This is a genomic window from Winogradskyella luteola (assembly GCF_019203985.1).
GTDB lineage: Bacteria > Bacteroidota > Bacteroidia > Flavobacteriales > Flavobacteriaceae > Winogradskyella > Winogradskyella luteola.
In genome coordinates, this window is sequence record NZ_JAGSPD010000002.1 from 266,427 (window position 1) to 285,455 (window position 19,029).

The window sequence follows — 19,029 nt, forward strand, 5'->3', positions numbered from 1 at the left end:
AATAAAAATGTTACAATATTTTATATCTAACCAAATGTTGAATACCTTTATAGAAAATCAAAAAAATGAAATCCATAAAATCTGCATTGATCTTATTGCTTGTAGTGACTGTACTTTGCTGTAAAAAGGAAAAAGAAAATACAGCCATTATCGAAAAAGAAGGAGAAGTCGTTACTGACGAGTCTGTAAACGTCATTCCTATTACTCATGGCACATTAATTCTCGAAACTGAGAATGATGTTATATACATAGACCCCACAGGTGGTTTAAAAGCCTTTAAGAATCAAAAAGCGCCAACATTGGTTTTGGTTACAGACATTCACGGAGATCATTTAAGCAAAAACACCCTAGAGTCATTAAATCTCAATACCACAACACTAATTGGACCTAAAGCAGTAACCGATAAAATCCCAAGTACCATAAGTAAAACCATAATCACCTTAAATAATGGAGATACTTATATGCATGGTGATATGAAGATTGAGGCTATTCCGATGTACAACTTAAGAGAGGAGGCTTTGCAGTATCACACAAAAGGAAGAGGTAATGGCTATGTATTGGATATTAAAACAGAACGTATCTATATTTCTGGTGATACTGAAGATATTGCTGAAATGAGAAATCTAAAACATATCGATAAAGCTTTTGTTTGTATGAACTTACCCTGGACCATGACTGTTGAAAGTGCCGCAAACGCTGTCCTAGAATTTAAGCCTAAAACTGTTTACCCCTACCATTACAGAGGATCTGATGGTATGAGTGATGTAAATAAGTTTAAGAAAATTGTCGTTAAGGGAAATGACTCAATTAATGTTAAACTATTAGACTGGTATTAATGAATAAATATGTTAAATTTTTACATTGTTAACAAGTTAAAAAACCATGTTCCCTAGCCTAGAATAGTGCGTTTCGTAGCATTATACCTCCCTTTCATCGGTAAAATTGTTGAAAACAATATTCTAAATAATTTAAAATTAAGCATTTAGATTAGGATTTTTTACTATATTAGCCCAGTAGAACCCAAATCTAACTATTCCGATCATGCTTAACAATATGCTTTTCAAGGCTTTAGTTGTGACTACAGAGCAACTTACCATCATTTTAATAGCTGTTGCTTCAATATTCCTTGTTTTCATTATTCATGCTATAATTAAGATGTATAAATTGAAAGCTGAAAACAAAAAATTAATGGAGACAAATGCGTTTCGTGATGCTGATGATTCCTATAAGGATTTTACCAGTAGTCATCTTTATGATGTTGACAATTAATAATTAAATAGTAAAACAAAAAAAGCCTGCAAAAGCAGGCTTTTTTTGTACAGCTATCTAAGCTTTATCTTACTAACTTTTTATATTTTATACGTTTTGGTATTAAATCACCACCTAAACGTTTTTTCTTATTTTCTTCATAATCGCTAAAGCCACCTTCGAAGAAATACACTTGACTATCACCTTCAAAAGCTAATATATGCGTACAGATTCTATCTAAAAACCATCTATCGTGACTAATCACTACAGCACAACCTGCAAAGTTTTCCAAGCCTTCTTCTAGTGCTCGTAGTGTATTGACATCTAAATCATTAGTAGGCTCATCTAAAAGTAACACATTACCTTCTTCTTTAAGTGTCATTGCCAAGTGCAAACGGTTACGCTCCCCACCTGATAATAGCTTTACTTTTTTATTCTGTTCGCTTCCTGAGAAATTAAATCGACTTAAATACGCTCTAGAGTTAACTTGTCTTCCACCCATCATCACCAGTTCTTGCTCGTCACTAAAATTCTGCCATATCGATTTTTCGGGATCAATATTTGAATGCTTTTGGTCTACGTATGCAATCTCGGCAGTTTCACCTACTCTAAATTCTCCTTTATCAGGAGTTTCCTCTCCCATTATCATTCTAAAAATTGTCGTTTTACCAGCTCCGTTGGGACCAATAACACCAACAATACCTGCTTGTGGAAGATTAAAATTTAAGTCATCATATAATAATTTATCATCATAACCTTTGGCTACACCAATGGCTTCAATTACGTTTGTTCCTAAACGCGGTCCATTTGGTATGTATATTTCAAGTTTTTCGTCAAGTTGTTTTTGATCTTGACTCATCAATTTATCGTAATTCTTTAAACGCGCCTTTTGTTTCGTTTGCCGTCCTTTAGCACCTTGCCTCACCCATTCCAATTCACGCTCTAATGTTTTCTGACGCTTAGATGCCGATTTGCTTTCTTGTGCCAAACGTTTAGATTTTTGATCTAACCAAGACGAATAATTGCCTTTCCACGGTATACCTTCTCCTCTATCGAGTTCTAGTATCCAACCTGCCACATTATCCAAGAAGTACCTATCGTGGGTTACAGCGATGACTGTGCCTTTATATTGTGCCAAATGATGCTCTAGCCAATGAACAGACTCAGCATCTAAATGGTTGGTTGGCTCATCTAATAGTAATACGTCTGGTTCTTTAAGCAGTAAACGGCATAATGCTACACGACGACGCTCTCCTCCGGATAATACACCAATCTTTTTGTCTCCATCTGGTGTACGCAAAGCATCCATGGCTATTTCAAGCTTAGTGTCAAGTTCCCATGCATTGGTTGCATCAATTTGATCTTGTAATTCAGCTTGACGATTCATAAGTTTTTCCATCTTATCCGGATCACTATAAACCTCTTCTAAACCAAACTGATCATTAATACTGTTGTATTCATCGAGTATGGCAACTGTTTCTGCAGCACCTTCTCGCACAACTTCCATTACGGTTTTATTATCGTCTAACTGAGGTTCTTGTTCTAAATAACCAACAGTATAACCAGGTTTAAACACCACGTCACCTTGGTAATTCTTATCAACACCTGCGATAATCTTTAAAAGTGTTGATTTACCTGATCCGTTAAGACCTAAGATTCCTATCTTAGCACCATAAAAGAAGCTTAAGTAGATGTTTTTTAAAACTGGTGTATTGGCTGATTGAAATGTCTTGGTAACACCAGACATTGAAAAAATTATTTGTTTATCGTCACTCATGTAGTAATTAGTCTTTAGTAAAAAGTATTTAGTCTTGAATTTTTTATATTAATCTATTAGGGTACAGTAAAAGTAGAAACAATAATGATTTTTAAACTCTCCCTTTTAAAGCGTTAAACACCCAAGCAATAGCAAAAAAGCCAAACCCTACCGTTGCAAAACCCCAGCCTGCAACATCATCGTATTTATATGCACCCATTAATATTAGTATCACCCCCATTATCAACATGAGAACCGTAGCCCAAGCTAATACTGTATTTTTATTCATCGCCATAATCGTATTCTTAGTTTTAGATCGTTAGTTAAAAACAAATATCGTGAAATAAACTAAAAAAGCATTCTAAAATTAGAATGCTTTTTCTGCTATTAACCAATTGTTGTTAATCTAGTTCATTGGAACTTCAATGATTATCAATTCTGAATTGGCAGTAGATTTAATTGATACTCGATCTGTTTCTGAAACCCCTATGGCATCTCTTTTAGTTAAAGAATTACTTTCTACATCTACCTCACCATCAGCAACAAAAACATAGATGCCGTTATTTTTAGATTTAGGGTTTATATCTATTGACTTATCAACATCTAAATGAGTTCTGTATATATAAGCTTGTTGACTAATCGGTAAAGCATCACCTTCTAATTTATCTTTAGGTGCAACAACAGTCTGAATTTTATTTCGTTTTCCTTCATCAGAAAATCGCTTTTGCTCATAATTAGGTTCTACACTCTTTTCTTCTGGAAGAATCCATAATTGAAGAAAATTAACTTCATCGGTTTTACTGTCATTAAATTCAGAATGTGTTAGGCCTGTTCCTGCACTCATCACCTGTACTTCACCAACTTCAATAGCACGCTTATTTCCCATACTATCTTTATGTGACAATGCGCCTTTTAGTGGAATTGAAATGATTTCCATATTTTGGTGCGGATGAGTACCAAATCCCATTTTAGGTTGTACCACATCATCATTTAAAACGCGTAACATACCAAAACTCATTCGCTCTGGGTTTTGATAGCCAGCAAAACTGAATGTATGGTGTGATTTTAACCAACCGTGATCTGCATAACCTCTTGTATCTGCTTTGTGAATTATAGTTTTCATAATATTTTGTTTTAATTTATATTCCCAATAAAATGGGAAAACTTGTTATACTTAATTTAAATTTTTACTTATAATTAACTTTGACTGCACTCAATTTAGCAATCATTAACTTGCTGGAAGAAATCCCATTTTACCCATTTGGTAATCTCGCATTGCTTCCATTAATTCTGTTTGATTATTCATTACATAAGGACCATAGGTCGCTACAGGTTCATTAAACGGATCGCCAGATAGAAACAACAATAAGCTATCCGATGAAGCTTCAATTGTAAAACCATCTCCATCCTGATTAAACTGAATAAGTTGATTTTTATCTAACTCTAAAGTCGTCTCTCCGTTAATCTTTACTTTACCTTTTAATAGATATAATAAACTTTGATGTGAATTAGAAAATGAAATAGACTCTAGTCCACCCGCTTTGGTCTTTATAATGAAAGTATTTACAGACGTCTGAGTTGCTATCCTCCCATAGGTATTGTTTAATTCGCCAGAAATAATTCTTGTTTCTACATTACCATCTTCAGAATTAACAACTCTAAAATCTTTATACTTTGCATGCTGATAGTTGGGTTGCATCATCTTCTTTTCAGCTGGAAGGTTTAACCATAATTGAATTCCTTCTATAGTTCCACCTCGACTAACAAATTTCTTTGTTGGACCTTCAGCATGGATAATTCCGCGACCAGCTGTAGTCCATTGTACATCGCCTGCTTCAACGACACTTTCATTACCTAGCGAATCTCGATGTAATTGTTCCCCTTGTACTAAAAAGGTTATAGGCTCAAAACCTCTATGAGGATGAGGTCCTAAATCGAATGGATTACTTTTTTCATTAATTTCATAAGGACCGTAGTGATGTAATAGAATAAACGGGTCTATCATATCTATACCTTGCGTTGGCAATGGTTGACGCAAACGTATTGGCCCCATATTAACGAAATCACTTCGTCCTACTCTTTTTATTGAATTTAATTTCATTTTAATTTTCCTTTTATTTAAAATATTTTCCATGGAAAATATTTAGTTAAAAAAATACGACTAGCGCATCTTATCTAATAAATCACTTAATTGTTCTGCTTCTTCTTCGTTTAGGTTTTTTAGCAATTCTTTATTTAAATTTTTAGGTATTGAATCTAACAAGTCCTTACCTTCTTGGGTTATAGCAATCTTTACCACGCGCCTGTCATGCTCAGACGGTAAACGCTCTATATAATTTTTAGCACAAAGTTTATCCATTAACCTGGTGGCATTAGGTGAACGTTCTAACATTCTGTCTTTTATAGTTTGAACTTTTAATGGCTCACCAGCACCGCGTAATATCCTCAAAATATTGTATTGTTGAGGGCTAATTCCATATACCTTAAAGAATTCGTTTTGGCAACTGTTGATCCAGTTGGCCGTGTAAACAATATTAAGCAATGCCTTTATTTTATTGTTCTCAAACTTTGAATTGATATCTTTTGCTAAATCACCCATATTAAAATCTTACATCATTATATTCACTTCGCTTCTTAAAAACTGCATTGGCGAAAGGGCAAAGCGGCATAATTTTAAGATTGTTTTCTCTGGCGTAAATTACAGAAGCTTCTACTAATTTATAGCCTACACCTTGTCCTTTAAGAGATTCATCAACCTCTGTATGGTCAATTATTATTTTATCAGCACCAGCATGGCTATAAGTCATTAACCCAAGCTTTTTTCCGTCTACTTCATAAAAGAATTCTCCTTTCTTTTCGTTGTCGTTTTGTTGAATTTCCATATTTATAAGCTTGCTTTAAATTGTTTTACTTCTTCTAACAATTCATTGTTCAATTCTTCATTAATAATTTTTCCATTTTCAAAATTTTTATGAAAACCAGGTAATGAGAACTTACCGACAATATTGGCTTCGTGCCTTGGAAAACGGTCTGAAGCTATCCCTAAAACCGAAAGCCCACCTCTTTGGCCTGGTGAAGTTGCCATAAGCAACATTGATTTTCCCAAAAAGGTTTTTTGTTCTACTCTACTCGCCCAATCAAAGATATTCTTAAAAGCACCAGAATAAGCACCATTATATTCAGCTAAAGAAATGATAATGCCATTAGCGTTTCTAATTTCATCTACAAAAGCCAGAGCTTCTTTTGGATAGCCCGATTCTTTTTCTCTGTCCGAGCTATAGATAGGCATTTCATAATTATTTAAATCTAAAACTTTAACTTCTACTCCGTCGACCAATGATGCCGCATAGGTTGCCAATTGTTTGTTTATAGAAGTGCTACTATTACTTCCTGCAAGTGCTATTATTTTTTTCATTTATATATACGATTAATTTTATAGTACAAATATATAATAAAAATATTTATATTCCAAGGAATATATTTCCGTGTTATGTATTTTAACAAAGTATTCACTTTTTATACATCGATTGGTTTTGTAAATTCGTGGAAATCAAATTTGAAAATTACTAATTTTAAAGATACCCAATTTCTGGGCAATTCATATGGATATAAAATTCAATAAAAACGAAGACCACAATAAACTCTTAGTATCAGCACTAAAAAAACGCTTAACAAAAGTAAAACTTGGTGGTGGGCAAAAAAGTATTGACAAGCACCACAGCAAAGGTAAAATGACAGCCAGAGAGCGTGTAGATTACCTATTGGATCCAAAAGCCAAATCTATTGAGATTGGTGCTTTTGCAGGTGAAGATATGTACGAGCAGTATGGTGGTTGTCCATCAGGCGGAGTGGTCGTAAAAATTGGTTATGTAAAAGGCAAACAGTGTATTGTTGTTGCCAATGATGCTACAGTAAAGGCTGGAGCCTGGTTTCCTATAACAGGAAAGAAAAACCTCCGTGCTCAAGAAATTGCCATAGAAAACAGACTCCCTATTATATATCTTGTTGATAGTGCTGGTGTTTTTCTACCTATGCAAGATGAAATCTTCCCTGATAAAGAACATTTTGGACGCATCTTTAGAAACAATGCAGTAATGAGTAGTATGGGAATTACACAGATTGCTGCAGTAATGGGCAGTTGTGTTGCAGGTGGAGCTTATTTGCCCATTATGAGTGATGAAGCACTTATTGTTGATAAAACTGGTAGCATTTTCCTGGCAGGCAGCTATTTGGTAAAGGCAGCTATTGGTGAAACCATAGATAATGAAACCTTAGGCGGAGCCACTACACATTGTGAAATTTCTGGTGTAACGGATTATAAGGCTAAAGACGATAAAGATGCTCTAGATAAAATTAAAAACATAATTGATAAAATTGGTGATTATGACAAAGCTGGTTTTAATCGCATAGCTTCAAAAAAGCCTACAGAAAACCCTGAAGATATTTATGGTATTTTACCAAAGAGTAGAGCTGACCAATACGATATGAAAGACATTATAAAACGTTTGGTCGACAATTCTGAATTTGAAGAATACAAGGAAGGCTATGGCAAAACCATTATTACAGCTTATGCCAGGATTGATGGTTGGGCTGTTGGTATTGTTGCCAACCAACGTCATATTGTAAAAACTACTGGAGCAAAAACCAAGCCTAGTGAAATGCAGTTTGGTGGAGTAATATATAACGATTCAGCGGATAAAGCGACGCGATTTATTGCCAATTGCAACCAAAAGAAAATACCATTGGTGTTTTTACAAGATGTAACAGGCTTTATGGTTGGTAGCAAATCTGAGCATAGTGGCATTATTAAAGATGGTGCTAAAATGGTAAATGCAGTTAGTAATTCTGTTGTGCCAAAATTTACAATCGTTATTGGCAATAGCTATGGTGCAGGCAATTATGCCATGTGCGGAAAAGCTTATGACCCAAGATTGATCGCTGCTTGGCCAAGTGCTGAACTTGCCGTTATGAGTGGTAAATCTGCAGCTAAGGTTCTATTGCAAATAGAAACGGCCTCTCTTAAAAAGAAAGGGGAAACAATAACCAAAGAGAAAGAAGAGGAACTATTCAATAAGATTAAGTCTAGATATGATAATCAAGTATCACCTTACTATGCCGCTGCAAGACTTTGGACAGATGCAGTTATAGATCCATTGGATACTAGAACATGGATTAGTATGGGTATTGAAGCGGCTGACCACTCACCTATTGAGAAACCTTTTAACTTAGGTGTGTTGCAAGTATAATATGCAACAAGACACTGTAAATAAAAAACGACCTTTATATGTAATACTATTATTGATATTAGCCGCAGAGGCTGTTTTTATTTTACCCTTTGTTTTACAGCGCATTTTTAGAACTACTTTTCTAGAATCGTTTTCTATTACCGATACTGAAATAGGAAGTTGTTTTGCAGCTTATGGTACTGTGGCTTTAGTATCTTATCTTTTTGGCGGACCGCTAGCAGACAAGTTTAAACCCAACGTATTAATGTCAGTTGCGCTAATTTTAACAGCTTCAGGTGGATTCTACTTAGCGACATATCCTACACTTTATAATCTTCATATACTTTACGGTTTTTGGGGTTTTACAACTATTTTTCTGTTTTGGGCAGCAATGATAAAAGCCACAAGAATTTGGGGAGGATCTAATAAACAAGGCATAGCCTTTGGATTTTTGGATGGTGGCCGCGGTCTTGTCGCAGCTCTTTTTGGCTCAGCAGGAGTGGTTATCTTTTCATTATTTATTACAAAAGAGGTTGAACTTACATCAATTGAAGAGCGTCGTATAGCTTTTAAACAAGTCATCACCTATACCTCTATTGCTGTAATGTGTATAGGTTTCATTGTTTTTTTCTTTTTAAAATTCTCTGAAACTGAAACTGTAGATTCTGATAAACCTTCAAAATTATTGACCTTAGAGAACCTTAAATCAGTTGTAAAATTTAAAGCCGTTTGGCTACTCATGATTATTATTCTTTGTGCGTACTATGGCTATAAAATGACGGACCTTTTTAGTAAATATGCCGAACAGGTTATGAATTACAATAAAATTGAGGCTGCTAAAGTTGGCACTTATCTACTTTACATAAGACCCGTTATTGGTATTGTTATTGGTATATTGGCAGATAGAACAAAAGCCTCTTTATGGATTGTTATAGGTTTCTTATTAATGACGATTACAAGCTTAATTTTTTATTTAGGTATTATTGATGATTCTACAACACTTCTTTTTATTCTCTCCATAGGAACAATGGCATTAGGAGTATATTCAGCTCGAGTATTATATTTTGCCACACTTGAAGAAGCGAAAATTCCATTAGCAGTAACAGGAACTGCTGTTGGTTTTATTTCTATAGTTGGTTATACACCAGATATTTTTGCAGGTTTGTTAATGGGTTATTTTTTAGATGCAAATAAAGGTGCTATTGGTTTACAACATGCTTTTGGCGTAATGGGACTATTTACATTTGTGGGTTTAGTCGCTTCATTTTTGTTTTATAGGCAGGTTCAGAAGAATCATGTGAATTAGATTACATCTAATAATTAGGCATAAAAAAAGAGCACAAAATGTGCTCTTTAAATTTTATATTTTAAAACTTAGTGCGATGTATTTTCACGCTTAGCTTTCTTCTCTTCTCTAATCTCCTTAAAACGCTCTATTGCCGAACCAAAGACCCAGTAAGGAATAACAAATGTTAAAAGGAATATCATTAACCAAAACCCAATAGTTAGTATGGTTAAAAAAGCTAAAAATCCTAAATACTGATCAAATTCGAACATAATTACGTTTAATTTTTACTTACGCAAAGATATAACCAAAATATAAGTTTTACAATAGCAAAATTGAGATTTATTAACATGAAATGAACAGTGGGCTAAACTGCTTTAATTAATAATTCTGCAGTTGCTGGATTTGTCGCTAAAGGCACATCATGCACATCACAAAGTCTCATTAACATTAAAACATCTGGTTCATGAGGATGACGATCTAAAGGATCCCTAAAAAATAACACCATATTACATTTACCTTCTGCAACTCTAGAAGCTATTTGTGCATCACCTCCAAGTGGCCCAGAAAGAAGTGCATTAACTTTAAAGCCAGCTTTTAAAACTTTTTCACCTGTTGTACCAGTAGAAACCAGGGAAATTTGTTTCTGATGTAGTATATCGCTATGCGCATTTAAAAACTGAACCATCTCAGCTTTTTTTCCATCATGAGCAATAATTGCAATTTCCATTTATAAATTTTTAACGTGATACTCAACCAAACCATCTATTGGTCGTCTTACAAAGTTACCTACCTTGTAATTATACTCTGCTGCAATTTCCTTAATTTCTTCTTGTGAAAAATAAGCTATAGATCCTGCAAAATGAACCGGAATCCCTGTACTCAATTCTTCTTTAAACTGAAGAATCATATGCTCAGTAAATTTTCGCAGCCCTCGTTTAATTAAATCTTTAATATAATCTGAATCTTTATTCAAAAACATGAATTCTGCAAAATTTGCCAAATATGCATTGGGATTGGGTTGTTTATACAGATTATATTTTATGTAATCAGCTTCTAAATCATATTTATGATCAAATGCCAACTTTAAATAATGAGGCATTACATCAAAGTAATAATCTCGAATCAATTCCTTACCGTAATAATTACCACTGGCTTCGTCCATTAAGGTATATCCCAAACTCAGTACTCGTTGATGGAGTTTTTCACCATCAAAATAACAACAATTAGATCCTGTACCCATTATACACACTACTGCTGCTTCGTCGTTAGTGTCGATACATGCTCTTACAGCCGCCATAGTATCTTCTTGAACTTCGACTTTTGCATTGGTGAAAATGTCTTCTAAGATGGTTTTTAGTATAAGTCTAGGATTTTCAGTTCCACATCCTGCACCATAGAAAAACACATGGGTTACTTCGTTACTCATCGCTAAGAGTTCATCACTCTTTCGTATAATTTTATCTAGCTTTTTCTCACTGAGTATTGCAGGATTTAAGCCTTTAGTCCTAATTTTTTGGGTAGCGAGATTTCCTTTTTCGTCAATTGCAATCCAATCGCATTTTGTAGAACCGCCATCTGTAATTAAAATCATAGTAATAAAAATTAAAAATTCCGTAGGTATGATTAATTCATAATCCTACGGAATTTCTGAATTAATGATGAATAATATTATAAACTATTAATCTTCTGTGCTAAATCTACCAACTTATTAGAGTAAGCAAATTCATTATCGTACCAAGATACAACTTTGAAGAATTTTGAATTAAGCTCAATACCTGCACTTGCATCAAAAATACTTGTACGCGCGTCGCTAACAAAATCCTGAGAGACGACTGCCTCTTCCGTATAGCCCAATACTCCTTTCATGGAACCTTCAGAGGCTTTTTTGAATGCTGCCTTAATCTCTTCTAAAGACGTTTCGTTTTTGGTTCTTACCGTTAAATCCACAACAGAAACATCTGCAGTTGGCACTCTAAATGCCATACCTGTTAATTTTCCGTTTAATTTTGGAATAACCTTACCAACAGCTTTTGCTGCTCCAGTAGTCGAAGGGATAATATTATTTAAAGCTGAACGCCCTAATCTATAATTTTTACGTGATGGCCCATCAACTGTTAATTGCGTTGCAGTAGATGCATGAATCGTTGTCATTAGAGCTTCTTCTATACCAAAATTATCATCTAAAACCTTAGCGACTGGTGCCAAACAGTTTGTTGTACAAGATGCGTTAGAAACTATTTTATGATCACTTGTTAATTCATCATCATTAACACCCATAACAAACATAGGAGCATCCTTACTAGGTGCAGAGATTGCTACTTTTTTGGCGCCAGCATCAATATGGTATTGTGCCGTTTCCAATGTTGTAAAAATACCTGTACATTCAGCAACTACATCAGTGCCAACTTCGTCCCATTTTAAGTTTTTAGGGTCGCGCTCAGCAGTTACACGGATTGTTTTGCCATCTACAACCAAGTGACCATCTTTAACTTCTACAGTACCATCGAAACGACCATGTACTGAATCATACTTTAATAAATATGCTAGATGCTCTACATCTAATAAATCATTTATAGCAACAACATCTACATCTGGACGTTTTACCGTAGCTCTAAATACTATTCTACCTATTCTACCGAATCCGTTGATTCCTAATTTTAAATTTGACATTTTTTTCTTAGTTTAATTTAAGTGTTATCTTTCATATGGACATTATGTCCGAAACTCTTAAGAGTTCCATATTTATTTTTGACTTTCCTTTGACAGCTTGGTCAAATGGTGTTAAATCCATGATGTCGTTTTTAAGCCCTACCATGTAATTGCTTTTTCCTATAATTAGGCTTTCTACGGCTTTAACTCCCATTCTACTTGCCAAAACCCGATCGAAACAAGATGGCGAACCTCCACGTTGCATGTGACCTAAAACAGATACTCGCACTTCATATTCTGTCATATTTTCTTCTACATAGTCTGCTAATTCAAATACGTTTTTACCAATTTTATCACCTTCAGCAACAACGACTATGCTCGAAGATTTACCTGATTGCTTACTACGTCTTAATGATTCCAACAAACGATCTAGACCCAAATCTTCCTCAGGAATTAAAATCTCTTCAGCACCAGCACCGACACCAACATTTAGAGCAATATGCCCCACATCACGCCCCATTACTTCAATAAAAAACAAACGGTTATGCGAACTTGCGGTATCTCTAATCTTATCTATAGCTTCTACAACTGTATTTAAAGCTGTATCATAACCAAGTGTATGCGTTGTACCAAAAATATCGTTATCTATTGTGCCGGGAATACCCATTACAGGGAAACCAAACTCTTGATTAAATATCATGGCTCCAGTAAAACTTCCATCTCCTCCAACAACTACAAAAGCATCAATACCTGCTTTTTTTAATTGTTCGTGCGCTTTAGCTCTTCCTTCTTTAGTTCTAAATTCTTGTGAACGCGCTGATTTTAAAATTGTACCACCTTTATTGATGATACCTTTTACGCTACGCGCATCCATCTTTTCAAAATCGCCATCTATCATACCTTCATAACCTCTGTAAATTCCATAACATTCTATATCGTGAAAAGCACAGGTTCTAACAACAGATCTAACAGCGGCATTCATTCCCGGAGAATCGCCTCCAGAAGTCATTACACCTATTTTTTTTATTGTATGTAGCATTTTTTTGAATTCTTTACAGTAAAATTAATAAACAATACACAGTTAAATGTGACTATTGTCATAAAATAACTGACCAATAATCAATTCAAACGTTTTCGTTAATAAATATTTTAATAAAATAAAAAATGATGTGATTTTTAAGACTTAGATTTTGTCTTTTTCTTTTTCATTGACATATATTCTGGCATAAAACTATCTTCCTCTTCGTCTTTGTTTTCTTCTTCTTTTTCAACCTTTTTATCTTTCTTGTTTTTTCCTGAAAATACAATATCAAGTAATTCTTTAAAATCATTGAACTCTACATTATAGGATAATCCCACTCCTTGAGTATAGCCGATTTCCTCACCAAAGTTTCTAATTGTATTTTCTCGATTAAATACCTTGGCACGAAGTGTTCCATCATCATTGAGCAGCCAGTCAATCTGTACATCGCCAGTGATGGTAGTTTGTTGCGCTGTACCAAAAGGGACACCAACCTTACCGTTTATCAAAATTTTATCTGATAATTTAGTTTGTAATGTTAAACCTACTCTACTATTGGTTTGTAATTCTGGGGTATCTTGACCTAATTCTAAATCCACGCCTACTCGTAGGTCTTCGCTATCACCGCCCAAAAGATTATTAACTATTCCTGAGAGACGCTCTGCAATTGTTCCATTAAAGTCGAGCCCACTAACTCCACTTGCAAAACCACCAGTAGCTAAAAAAATCAGTGCTTGATTATCGCGCTCATCCTTTGAAGACAATCTATAATCTAGCTCCGACTTTACAGTGGACGTTACAGTTGGAAATCTAAAATTAAACTCTGGATCTGGTTGTTCTAATTGACCTGTAAGTTGTATCTCTACTTCAACAGGTATACTTTGGTTTATTGGATTGTCCAATAAAACAGACGGATTGGCCAAACCTTTATAAACTGCTTTTATGTCTATTTGTGCTTTCAAAGGGTTTCCCTCCCATACAATACTACTGCCCTGCTCTACATCAAATCGTTTTTCTACGAGTCCTCGATACTTAAAATTGTAAGTTCCTTCAAATACGGAAAAATCTCCCCACATATTAAAAGTACCTTTGGTATTTATTAAAAAATTTAAGTTACCCTCACCTCTTCCTTTTATAGTGCTACCAGATTCTTTGTCTATTACAATTTCTATAGTAGCATTTTGATTTACATTTAAATCAAAGTCTAAGACCAAACCTTTTACTGCTATCTGCTCTTGTATTTCTCCATTTATTCTGGCTTCTTTTTCTTCTCGAGTTAAGAAATGGATAAAAGAATTGTCTCCAAAACTTTCTGAATCATTAAGAGGGATAAAGAACTCTGTACCAGATTCAGTTCTTCCATCTTCTACCTTAATAACCAACTGGTCGGTTGGCCCGTTGATTTTTGCAGTTCCGGATATAAATCCTGTACCATAATACAGTTCGTCTTCAGATTCTTCTGTATTTAATACTAAAAGACGACTTGTGGAGAGGTCTAAGCCTAATTTCCAATCTGAAAAATTATTGTGTTCTATATAGCCATTCAATCTTCCTTGCGAGAAATATTTAGAATCTGTCATGGCAACGTTATTGAAAATAAAGCGTTGATCGCGGAGTGTTACTTTTGAGTCAAAATCAAAACCATAATCCACATTGAGATATGGAATGGACAAGCCTGCTCTATCTAGTAACAACTCTCCATCTATACTTGGCTTTTTAAGGCTGCCTGTTACCTTAGCATTACCAGAAACCAGCCCTCTTATATTACTAATAACTCCCTCACCTAAGGGATTTAAAGGATCTAGCAAAAATTCTTCAAAAGCAACATCTAAGTTAATTTTTGGGTTACGCTCTGCGACATCTATGTTACCCTTTGCCAATAAAGAGGTTAAGTTATCATTAATGAGTGATACATCTACCTTGTAATTTGTGATTGAATTATTGCCTTCTAACTTGGCCGTTAAGTTTCCTAAATCATAATCATTCACAAAAAGATTACTAACCTCTATGTTAGATTTTGGCAAATACACTCCATTGGTTTGTATAATATCTACTTTACCACTAACGACTCCCTTTAATGCTAAACTATCTATGCGAGGCGTAATTTTCACCAATTGTACATCCTTAAAATCAACTTTCAAATTCTTATTGGCTTTATCACTAATGTTGCCAGAGATTTCGATCTCTTCATCTCCTTGATTTATGGTAATAGGAAAAATATCGAAAGCCTTAAATTGCCTATCAAAACGTATTTTATTGAAAGTGTTTTTCTCAGAATTGATAAACCAGTCATAACCCTTGAATAAAATATCAGATTTTCTAAAGCCAACGATAGATTTATTGGCTTCATCTATAGTATAAAATAGATTGAGGTTAAATTCATCCTTATTACCGACACCACCTTTAAACTCAGATTTAATTAGCAACGTATCTCTTTTAGTAACATTGATAAGACTAAAATCTGAAGCATTATAAACACCAGCACTTAAGCTATCTATTTCAATAAACGTGTTGTAAACAGGGTTCCTATTATCGATGGTGACATTGATATTATTCACAAAATACTCTTGAAACCTAATTTCTGGCGAATTGAATGTAAGTTCAAAGTCTTTTTCGTTGGTTTCGATACGACCTTCGATAAAGGTGTTACTTGCCAAGGTTAGATCTTTATAAAATACAGCAGCAATTTTATTGTAAATGTTGAACTTAAAATTCATATACTGGCCTTCTTCCACTTCATTGGGTATGTAATTGGTATAAATACTTCCAATAGAATTCTCAACCAATTTTAAAATATCCTTGGTTTTAAATTGCCCTGTAACCTTACCATTGATAATGTCGGGTGAATTCACAGAAATTGTACGCTCATTTCCATTGAAAGAAGATACAATGTCAAAATCCTGAAACTCATAATCACTATCTTGATTTTTATAGGTGGTATTTTTAATATTTACAGCTCCACTGGCATTATCAAAAGTTGAACCTGTTGCGGTCATACTAACCAAGCCTCTGAATTCTGATATACTATCTCGGGTTACAAAATTTAAAACTTTAAGGTTGGCATACCCAACATTTGCTTTAAAATCGAATTTCTTTTCTTCTTCTGCGTAATCCACCAAGCCATTAAAGTCTATTTTAAGATTTGGATCATCAGCGTTTAATTTTCCATTAAAAATTTTATTACCTAAATCTCCTGAAACATTGATGCCTTCGTAAGTGTAGTCGTTATATTCCAAACTATACACATCACCTTTTACATCGGTTCGCAGGTTATCTAAGGTAAAGCCTTTGCCATCGACATCGACATTGGCCGACACATATTTAACCTTGGGATCTTCAATTAACTCACCAATATTGAATTCATTAAAAAAAATATTACCGATGTAACTGGCATTATCAATATCATCAATCTCGGTAAGCTCTAAGTCAGATTTTACAAATCCCAAATCAGTATCAATTTCTATATCTGCATCAATGCGTTTTGCAGTAATATAAGATGTTCCGCTAATTTTAAAATTACCAACTTTAGATAATACTGTTGGAATAGACTTGCCAAGAATATTTGGAAGCAAAGCTACAAGGTCATTGTAATTAGATGCTAAATTTTGAAATCTACCATTTAAGGCAAAACTATCACCTTCTTTATTAAATAAGTTCTTAAAGGTAATATCACCAATAATTCTTGTGTTTCTCGTTGTACTAACATTTAGGTTTTTTGCCTCCAGATTGTTTAAAGTGCCAGATAAATCAGCATTTAGACTTGCACGTTGGTTGATGCCAAATTCGTCAAAGAATACATTAAGTTCAGTTAACGATACTTCAGAGTCCCTAAAACTAGCAGTCACATTTACCTTATTTGTAAAATCCTTTAAATCTTCGCGCTTATAATCAAATCTTAAATCTCCTTTTAGTTCAGAACCCTTGGTTTTTATATTTAGGTCACCAAAATTCATATGGTCCAATGTGTATTCAAAATTTGCCATAAGGTTTTCTATAGCAATACCCCTACTATCCGTAAAACTGAACTTATTGATTCGCGAACTTACATCTGGCCCGTCAATTAAGAAATTAGTTGTATTGGCATTTAAATTACTAAACTCAAACACTTTTGGTATTTCTAAGTTTTCATCAATCAACCTAAAAGTTCCATTTTCTATGGATAGATCACTCGAAGAGAATAAGAATTTGCTCGGCCCTTGTCTTGGGTTATCATCATCGAACTTAGCAACAAAAACGTCTAGATTTGTATCCTCTTCACCTTTATAGGTTTTAAGGTTAAAAACTAAGTCTTCAATATCAATATCACCAAAGTTCAGCTTGCTATTATAAAGATTATTAAAACTAACAATAGAACTGTTTAACTCGCCAATGGCAATAAGCGTATCCTTTTTATAATCTCTGATAAGGATTTCCTTAAGTTCTATATCTCCATTAAGCTGAAGACCAACCTTACCGATATTAATGTCGGTTTTAAAATCTTCATTGAGTCGCTTTGTAGCATATTTACCAAGTTTGGTTTGTACGGCAGGAATACCAAGAATTAAAAAAACAATAAGGAAGAGCAGCAAAAATATGCCCACTATTTTACTTATTATTTTGAGTACTCTTTTGATAAGATTTACGCTTAAGAATTGATGAAATCTTCATTACCTTTGCATGTAATAATACGTTGTTGCGTAAGGTATTGGATTATATACTGTAAAATTAACAATTATAGTGCCATCATCGACTATGGAAAAAGAAAATATTTATATTCTCGGAATTGAATCCTCTTGCGATGATACTTCGGCTGCTGTATTATGTAACGATAGAATTTTAAGCAATGTTGTAGCGGATCAAAGAATACATGCGGAATATGGTGGTGTTGTGCCCGAGTTAGCCTCTAGGGCGCATCAGCAAAACATAGTTCCCGTGGTTCATCAAGCACTGGAAAAAGCTAACATTACCAAAGAACAATTGAGCGCAATTGCCTTTACCCGTGGACCAGGTCTAATGGGTTCACTTCTTGTTGGCACTTCGTTTGCTAAATCCTTAGCTTATGGTTTAGGTATTCCATTAATTGATGTTAACCATATGCAAGCGCACATTCTTGCGCATTTTATTGATGAAGATAATCACAAAAAGCCGCTATTCCCATTTTTGGCCCTGACCATTTCTGGCGGACATACTCAAATTGTAAAGGTGAGCCATCATTTTGAAATGGAAGTTTTAGGCGAAACCATTGACGATGCTGTTGGTGAAGCCTACGACAAAAGCGGAAAAGTATTAGGGCTGGGCTATCCTGCAGGCCCAGAAATTGACCGACGTGCACAATTGGGAAACCCTAAAGCTTATAAATTTACCAAGCCCAAAGTTGATGGTCTTAAATTTAGTTTTTCAGGATTAAAAACCGGAATCCTCTACTTTGTACAACGAGAAACCAAAGCCAATCCTAATTTTGTTGAAGAAAATCTTAATGATATTTGTGCCTCAATTCAGTATACAATTATTGGTATTTTAATGGATAAACTGAAACTCGCCGTAAAACAAACCGGTATAAAGCATATTGCTATTGGCGGAGGCGTTTCTGCGAATTCGGGAATTAGAAAAGCACTAAAGGATGCCGAAAACAAACATGGCTGGACCACCTATATTCCAAAATTTGAATACACAACAGACAACGCAGCTATGATTGCTATTGTTGGTTATTTAAAGTATTTGAAAAAAGATTTTTCGTATTTTGATGTTATGGCTACGGCTCGGTTGAAGATATGATTGTTAAAACATCTGTTGATAAGCAAAACTGTATTTCTTCAATTTAAAACTAAAAATTAGTTGTTTTGTGATACAATCAATCTCGAAA

Annotated in this window: 18 protein-coding genes; 5 read left to right on the forward strand and 13 right to left on the reverse strand. The window is 34.4% G+C overall.

From position 1 onward, the window contains the following. Positions 1-65 precede the first annotated feature (65 nt). Together KCG49_RS03290 and KCG49_RS03295 are read left to right on the forward strand one after the other, a co-directional pair. Positions 66-836: an MBL fold metallo-hydrolase gene (locus tag KCG49_RS03290; RefSeq protein ID WP_218544756.1), complete on the forward strand. Its 771-nt coding sequence runs from the start codon at positions 66-68 to the stop codon at positions 834-836. Between the two features lie 205 nt (positions 837-1,041). Beyond that, positions 1,042-1,269 carry a hypothetical protein gene (locus KCG49_RS03295; RefSeq protein WP_218544757.1) on the forward strand — a complete coding sequence of 76 codons (228 nt, stop codon included), beginning with the start codon at positions 1,042-1,044 and terminating at the stop codon, positions 1,267-1,269. 64 nt (positions 1,270-1,333) lie between these two features. Here the strand turns inward: KCG49_RS03295 and ettA are convergent, their stop codons facing one another. From ettA to KCG49_RS03330, 7 genes are all read right to left on the reverse strand, one after another. Further along, a complete protein-coding gene (ettA, locus tag KCG49_RS03300; protein WP_218544758.1) occupies positions 1,334-3,025 on the reverse strand; it encodes an energy-dependent translational throttle protein EttA in 1,692 nt (563 codons plus the stop codon). Positions 3,026-3,116: 91 nt separating this feature from the next. After that, positions 3,117-3,299 (reverse strand): CAL67264 family membrane protein, encoded by a 183-nt coding sequence (locus tag KCG49_RS03305; protein ID WP_218544759.1) that lies wholly within the window; start codon positions 3,297-3,299, stop codon positions 3,117-3,119. A 111-nt stretch (positions 3,300-3,410) separates the two neighbouring features. Then, positions 3,411-4,127, reverse strand: coding sequence for a pirin family protein (locus KCG49_RS03310; RefSeq protein ID WP_218544760.1), 717 nt, complete (start codon positions 4,125-4,127; stop codon positions 3,411-3,413). 105 nt (positions 4,128-4,232) lie between these two features. After that, a complete protein-coding gene (locus KCG49_RS03315) occupies positions 4,233-5,105 on the reverse strand; it encodes a pirin family protein (protein ID WP_256259844.1) in 873 nt (290 codons plus the stop codon). A gap of 60 nt (positions 5,106-5,165) precedes the next feature. Then, positions 5,166-5,603 (reverse strand): MarR family winged helix-turn-helix transcriptional regulator, encoded by a 438-nt coding sequence (locus KCG49_RS03320; protein ID WP_218544762.1) that lies wholly within the window; start codon positions 5,601-5,603, stop codon positions 5,166-5,168. 1 nt (position 5,604) lies between these two features. Continuing rightward, the gene (locus tag KCG49_RS03325) at positions 5,605-5,886 is read right to left on the reverse strand and encodes a GNAT family N-acetyltransferase (protein ID WP_218544763.1); all 282 of its coding nucleotides are present in this window, start codon (positions 5,884-5,886) and stop codon (positions 5,605-5,607) included. A 2-nt stretch (positions 5,887-5,888) separates the two neighbouring features. Further along, positions 5,889-6,419: an NADPH-dependent FMN reductase gene (locus tag KCG49_RS03330; RefSeq protein WP_218544764.1), complete on the reverse strand. Its 531-nt coding sequence runs from the start codon at positions 6,417-6,419 to the stop codon at positions 5,889-5,891. A 187-nt stretch (positions 6,420-6,606) separates the two neighbouring features. On the opposite strand from KCG49_RS03330, the gene KCG49_RS03335 reads away from it, so the two are divergent. Then, a complete protein-coding gene (locus KCG49_RS03335) occupies positions 6,607-8,250 on the forward strand; it encodes an acyl-CoA carboxylase subunit beta (RefSeq protein WP_218544765.1) in 1,644 nt (547 codons plus the stop codon). Position 8,251: 1 nt separating this feature from the next. Then, positions 8,252-9,535, forward strand: coding sequence for an MFS transporter (locus KCG49_RS03340; protein ID WP_218544766.1), 1,284 nt, complete (start codon positions 8,252-8,254; stop codon positions 9,533-9,535). 68 nt (positions 9,536-9,603) lie between these two features. On the opposite strand, the gene KCG49_RS03345 is transcribed toward KCG49_RS03340, so the two are convergent. From KCG49_RS03345 to KCG49_RS03370, 6 genes are all read right to left on the reverse strand, one after another. Next, a complete protein-coding gene (locus tag KCG49_RS03345; protein ID WP_218544767.1) occupies positions 9,604-9,786 on the reverse strand; it encodes a hypothetical protein in 183 nt (60 codons plus the stop codon). A 95-nt stretch (positions 9,787-9,881) separates the two neighbouring features. Continuing rightward, on the reverse strand, positions 9,882-10,244 hold the full coding sequence (locus tag KCG49_RS03350; protein ID WP_218544768.1) for a methylglyoxal synthase: 363 nt from the start codon (positions 10,242-10,244) through the stop codon (positions 9,882-9,884). Then, positions 10,245-11,108: an N-acetylglucosamine kinase gene (locus KCG49_RS03355; protein ID WP_218544769.1), complete on the reverse strand. Its 864-nt coding sequence runs from the start codon at positions 11,106-11,108 to the stop codon at positions 10,245-10,247. A gap of 77 nt (positions 11,109-11,185) precedes the next feature. Beyond that, the gene (gene gap, locus KCG49_RS03360) at positions 11,186-12,187 is read right to left on the reverse strand and encodes a type I glyceraldehyde-3-phosphate dehydrogenase (protein WP_218544770.1); all 1,002 of its coding nucleotides are present in this window, start codon (positions 12,185-12,187) and stop codon (positions 11,186-11,188) included. A 31-nt stretch (positions 12,188-12,218) separates the two neighbouring features. Continuing rightward, positions 12,219-13,205, reverse strand: coding sequence for a 6-phosphofructokinase (gene pfkA, locus KCG49_RS03365; RefSeq protein WP_218544771.1), 987 nt, complete (start codon positions 13,203-13,205; stop codon positions 12,219-12,221). 137 nt (positions 13,206-13,342) lie between these two features. Beyond that, positions 13,343-17,767, reverse strand: a complete 4,425-nt coding sequence (locus tag KCG49_RS03370) for a translocation/assembly module TamB domain-containing protein (protein WP_369680345.1) — start codon at positions 17,765-17,767, stop codon at positions 13,343-13,345. 151 nt (positions 17,768-17,918) lie between these two features. Between KCG49_RS03370 and tsaD the strand changes: the two genes are divergently transcribed. After that, positions 17,919-18,941, forward strand: coding sequence for a tRNA (adenosine(37)-N6)-threonylcarbamoyltransferase complex transferase subunit TsaD (tsaD, locus tag KCG49_RS03375; RefSeq protein WP_218544772.1), 1,023 nt, complete (start codon positions 17,919-17,921; stop codon positions 18,939-18,941). Positions 18,942-19,029: the final 88 nt, after the last annotated feature.

Excerpts from the sequence above, each read along its gene's own strand:
- KCG49_RS03290 (WP_218544756.1), top strand. The coding sequence starts at position 66 with ATGAAATCCATAAAATCTGCATTGATCTTATTGCTTGTAGTGACTGTA.
- KCG49_RS03295 (WP_218544757.1), top strand. The coding sequence starts at position 1,042 with ATGCTTAACAATATGCTTTTCAAGGCTTTAGTTGTGACTACAGAGCAA.
- ettA (WP_218544758.1), bottom strand. The coding sequence starts at position 3,025 with ATGAGTGACGATAAACAAATAATTTTTTCAATGTCTGGTGTTACCAAG.
- KCG49_RS03305 (WP_218544759.1), bottom strand. The coding sequence starts at position 3,299 with ATGGCGATGAATAAAAATACAGTATTAGCTTGGGCTACGGTTCTCATG.
- KCG49_RS03310 (WP_218544760.1), bottom strand. The coding sequence starts at position 4,127 with ATGAAAACTATAATTCACAAAGCAGATACAAGAGGTTATGCAGATCAC.
- KCG49_RS03315 (WP_256259844.1), bottom strand. The coding sequence starts at position 5,105 with ATGAAATTAAATTCAATAAAAAGAGTAGGACGAAGTGATTTCGTTAAT.
- KCG49_RS03320 (WP_218544762.1), bottom strand. The coding sequence starts at position 5,603 with ATGGGTGATTTAGCAAAAGATATCAATTCAAAGTTTGAGAACAATAAA.
- KCG49_RS03325 (WP_218544763.1), bottom strand. The coding sequence starts at position 5,886 with ATGGAAATTCAACAAAACGACAACGAAAAGAAAGGAGAATTCTTTTAT.
- KCG49_RS03330 (WP_218544764.1), bottom strand. The coding sequence starts at position 6,419 with ATGAAAAAAATAATAGCACTTGCAGGAAGTAATAGTAGCACTTCTATA.
- KCG49_RS03335 (WP_218544765.1), top strand. The coding sequence starts at position 6,607 with ATGGATATAAAATTCAATAAAAACGAAGACCACAATAAACTCTTAGTA.
- KCG49_RS03340 (WP_218544766.1), top strand. The coding sequence starts at position 8,252 with ATGCAACAAGACACTGTAAATAAAAAACGACCTTTATATGTAATACTA.
- KCG49_RS03345 (WP_218544767.1), bottom strand. The coding sequence starts at position 9,786 with ATGTTCGAATTTGATCAGTATTTAGGATTTTTAGCTTTTTTAACCATA.
- KCG49_RS03350 (WP_218544768.1), bottom strand. The coding sequence starts at position 10,244 with ATGGAAATTGCAATTATTGCTCATGATGGAAAAAAAGCTGAGATGGTT.
- KCG49_RS03355 (WP_218544769.1), bottom strand. The coding sequence starts at position 11,108 with ATGATTTTAATTACAGATGGCGGTTCTACAAAATGCGATTGGATTGCA.
- gap (WP_218544770.1), bottom strand. The coding sequence starts at position 12,187 with ATGTCAAATTTAAAATTAGGAATCAACGGATTCGGTAGAATAGGTAGA.
- pfkA (WP_218544771.1), bottom strand. The coding sequence starts at position 13,205 with ATGCTACATACAATAAAAAAAATAGGTGTAATGACTTCTGGAGGCGAT.
- tsaD (WP_218544772.1), top strand. The coding sequence starts at position 17,919 with ATGGAAAAAGAAAATATTTATATTCTCGGAATTGAATCCTCTTGCGAT.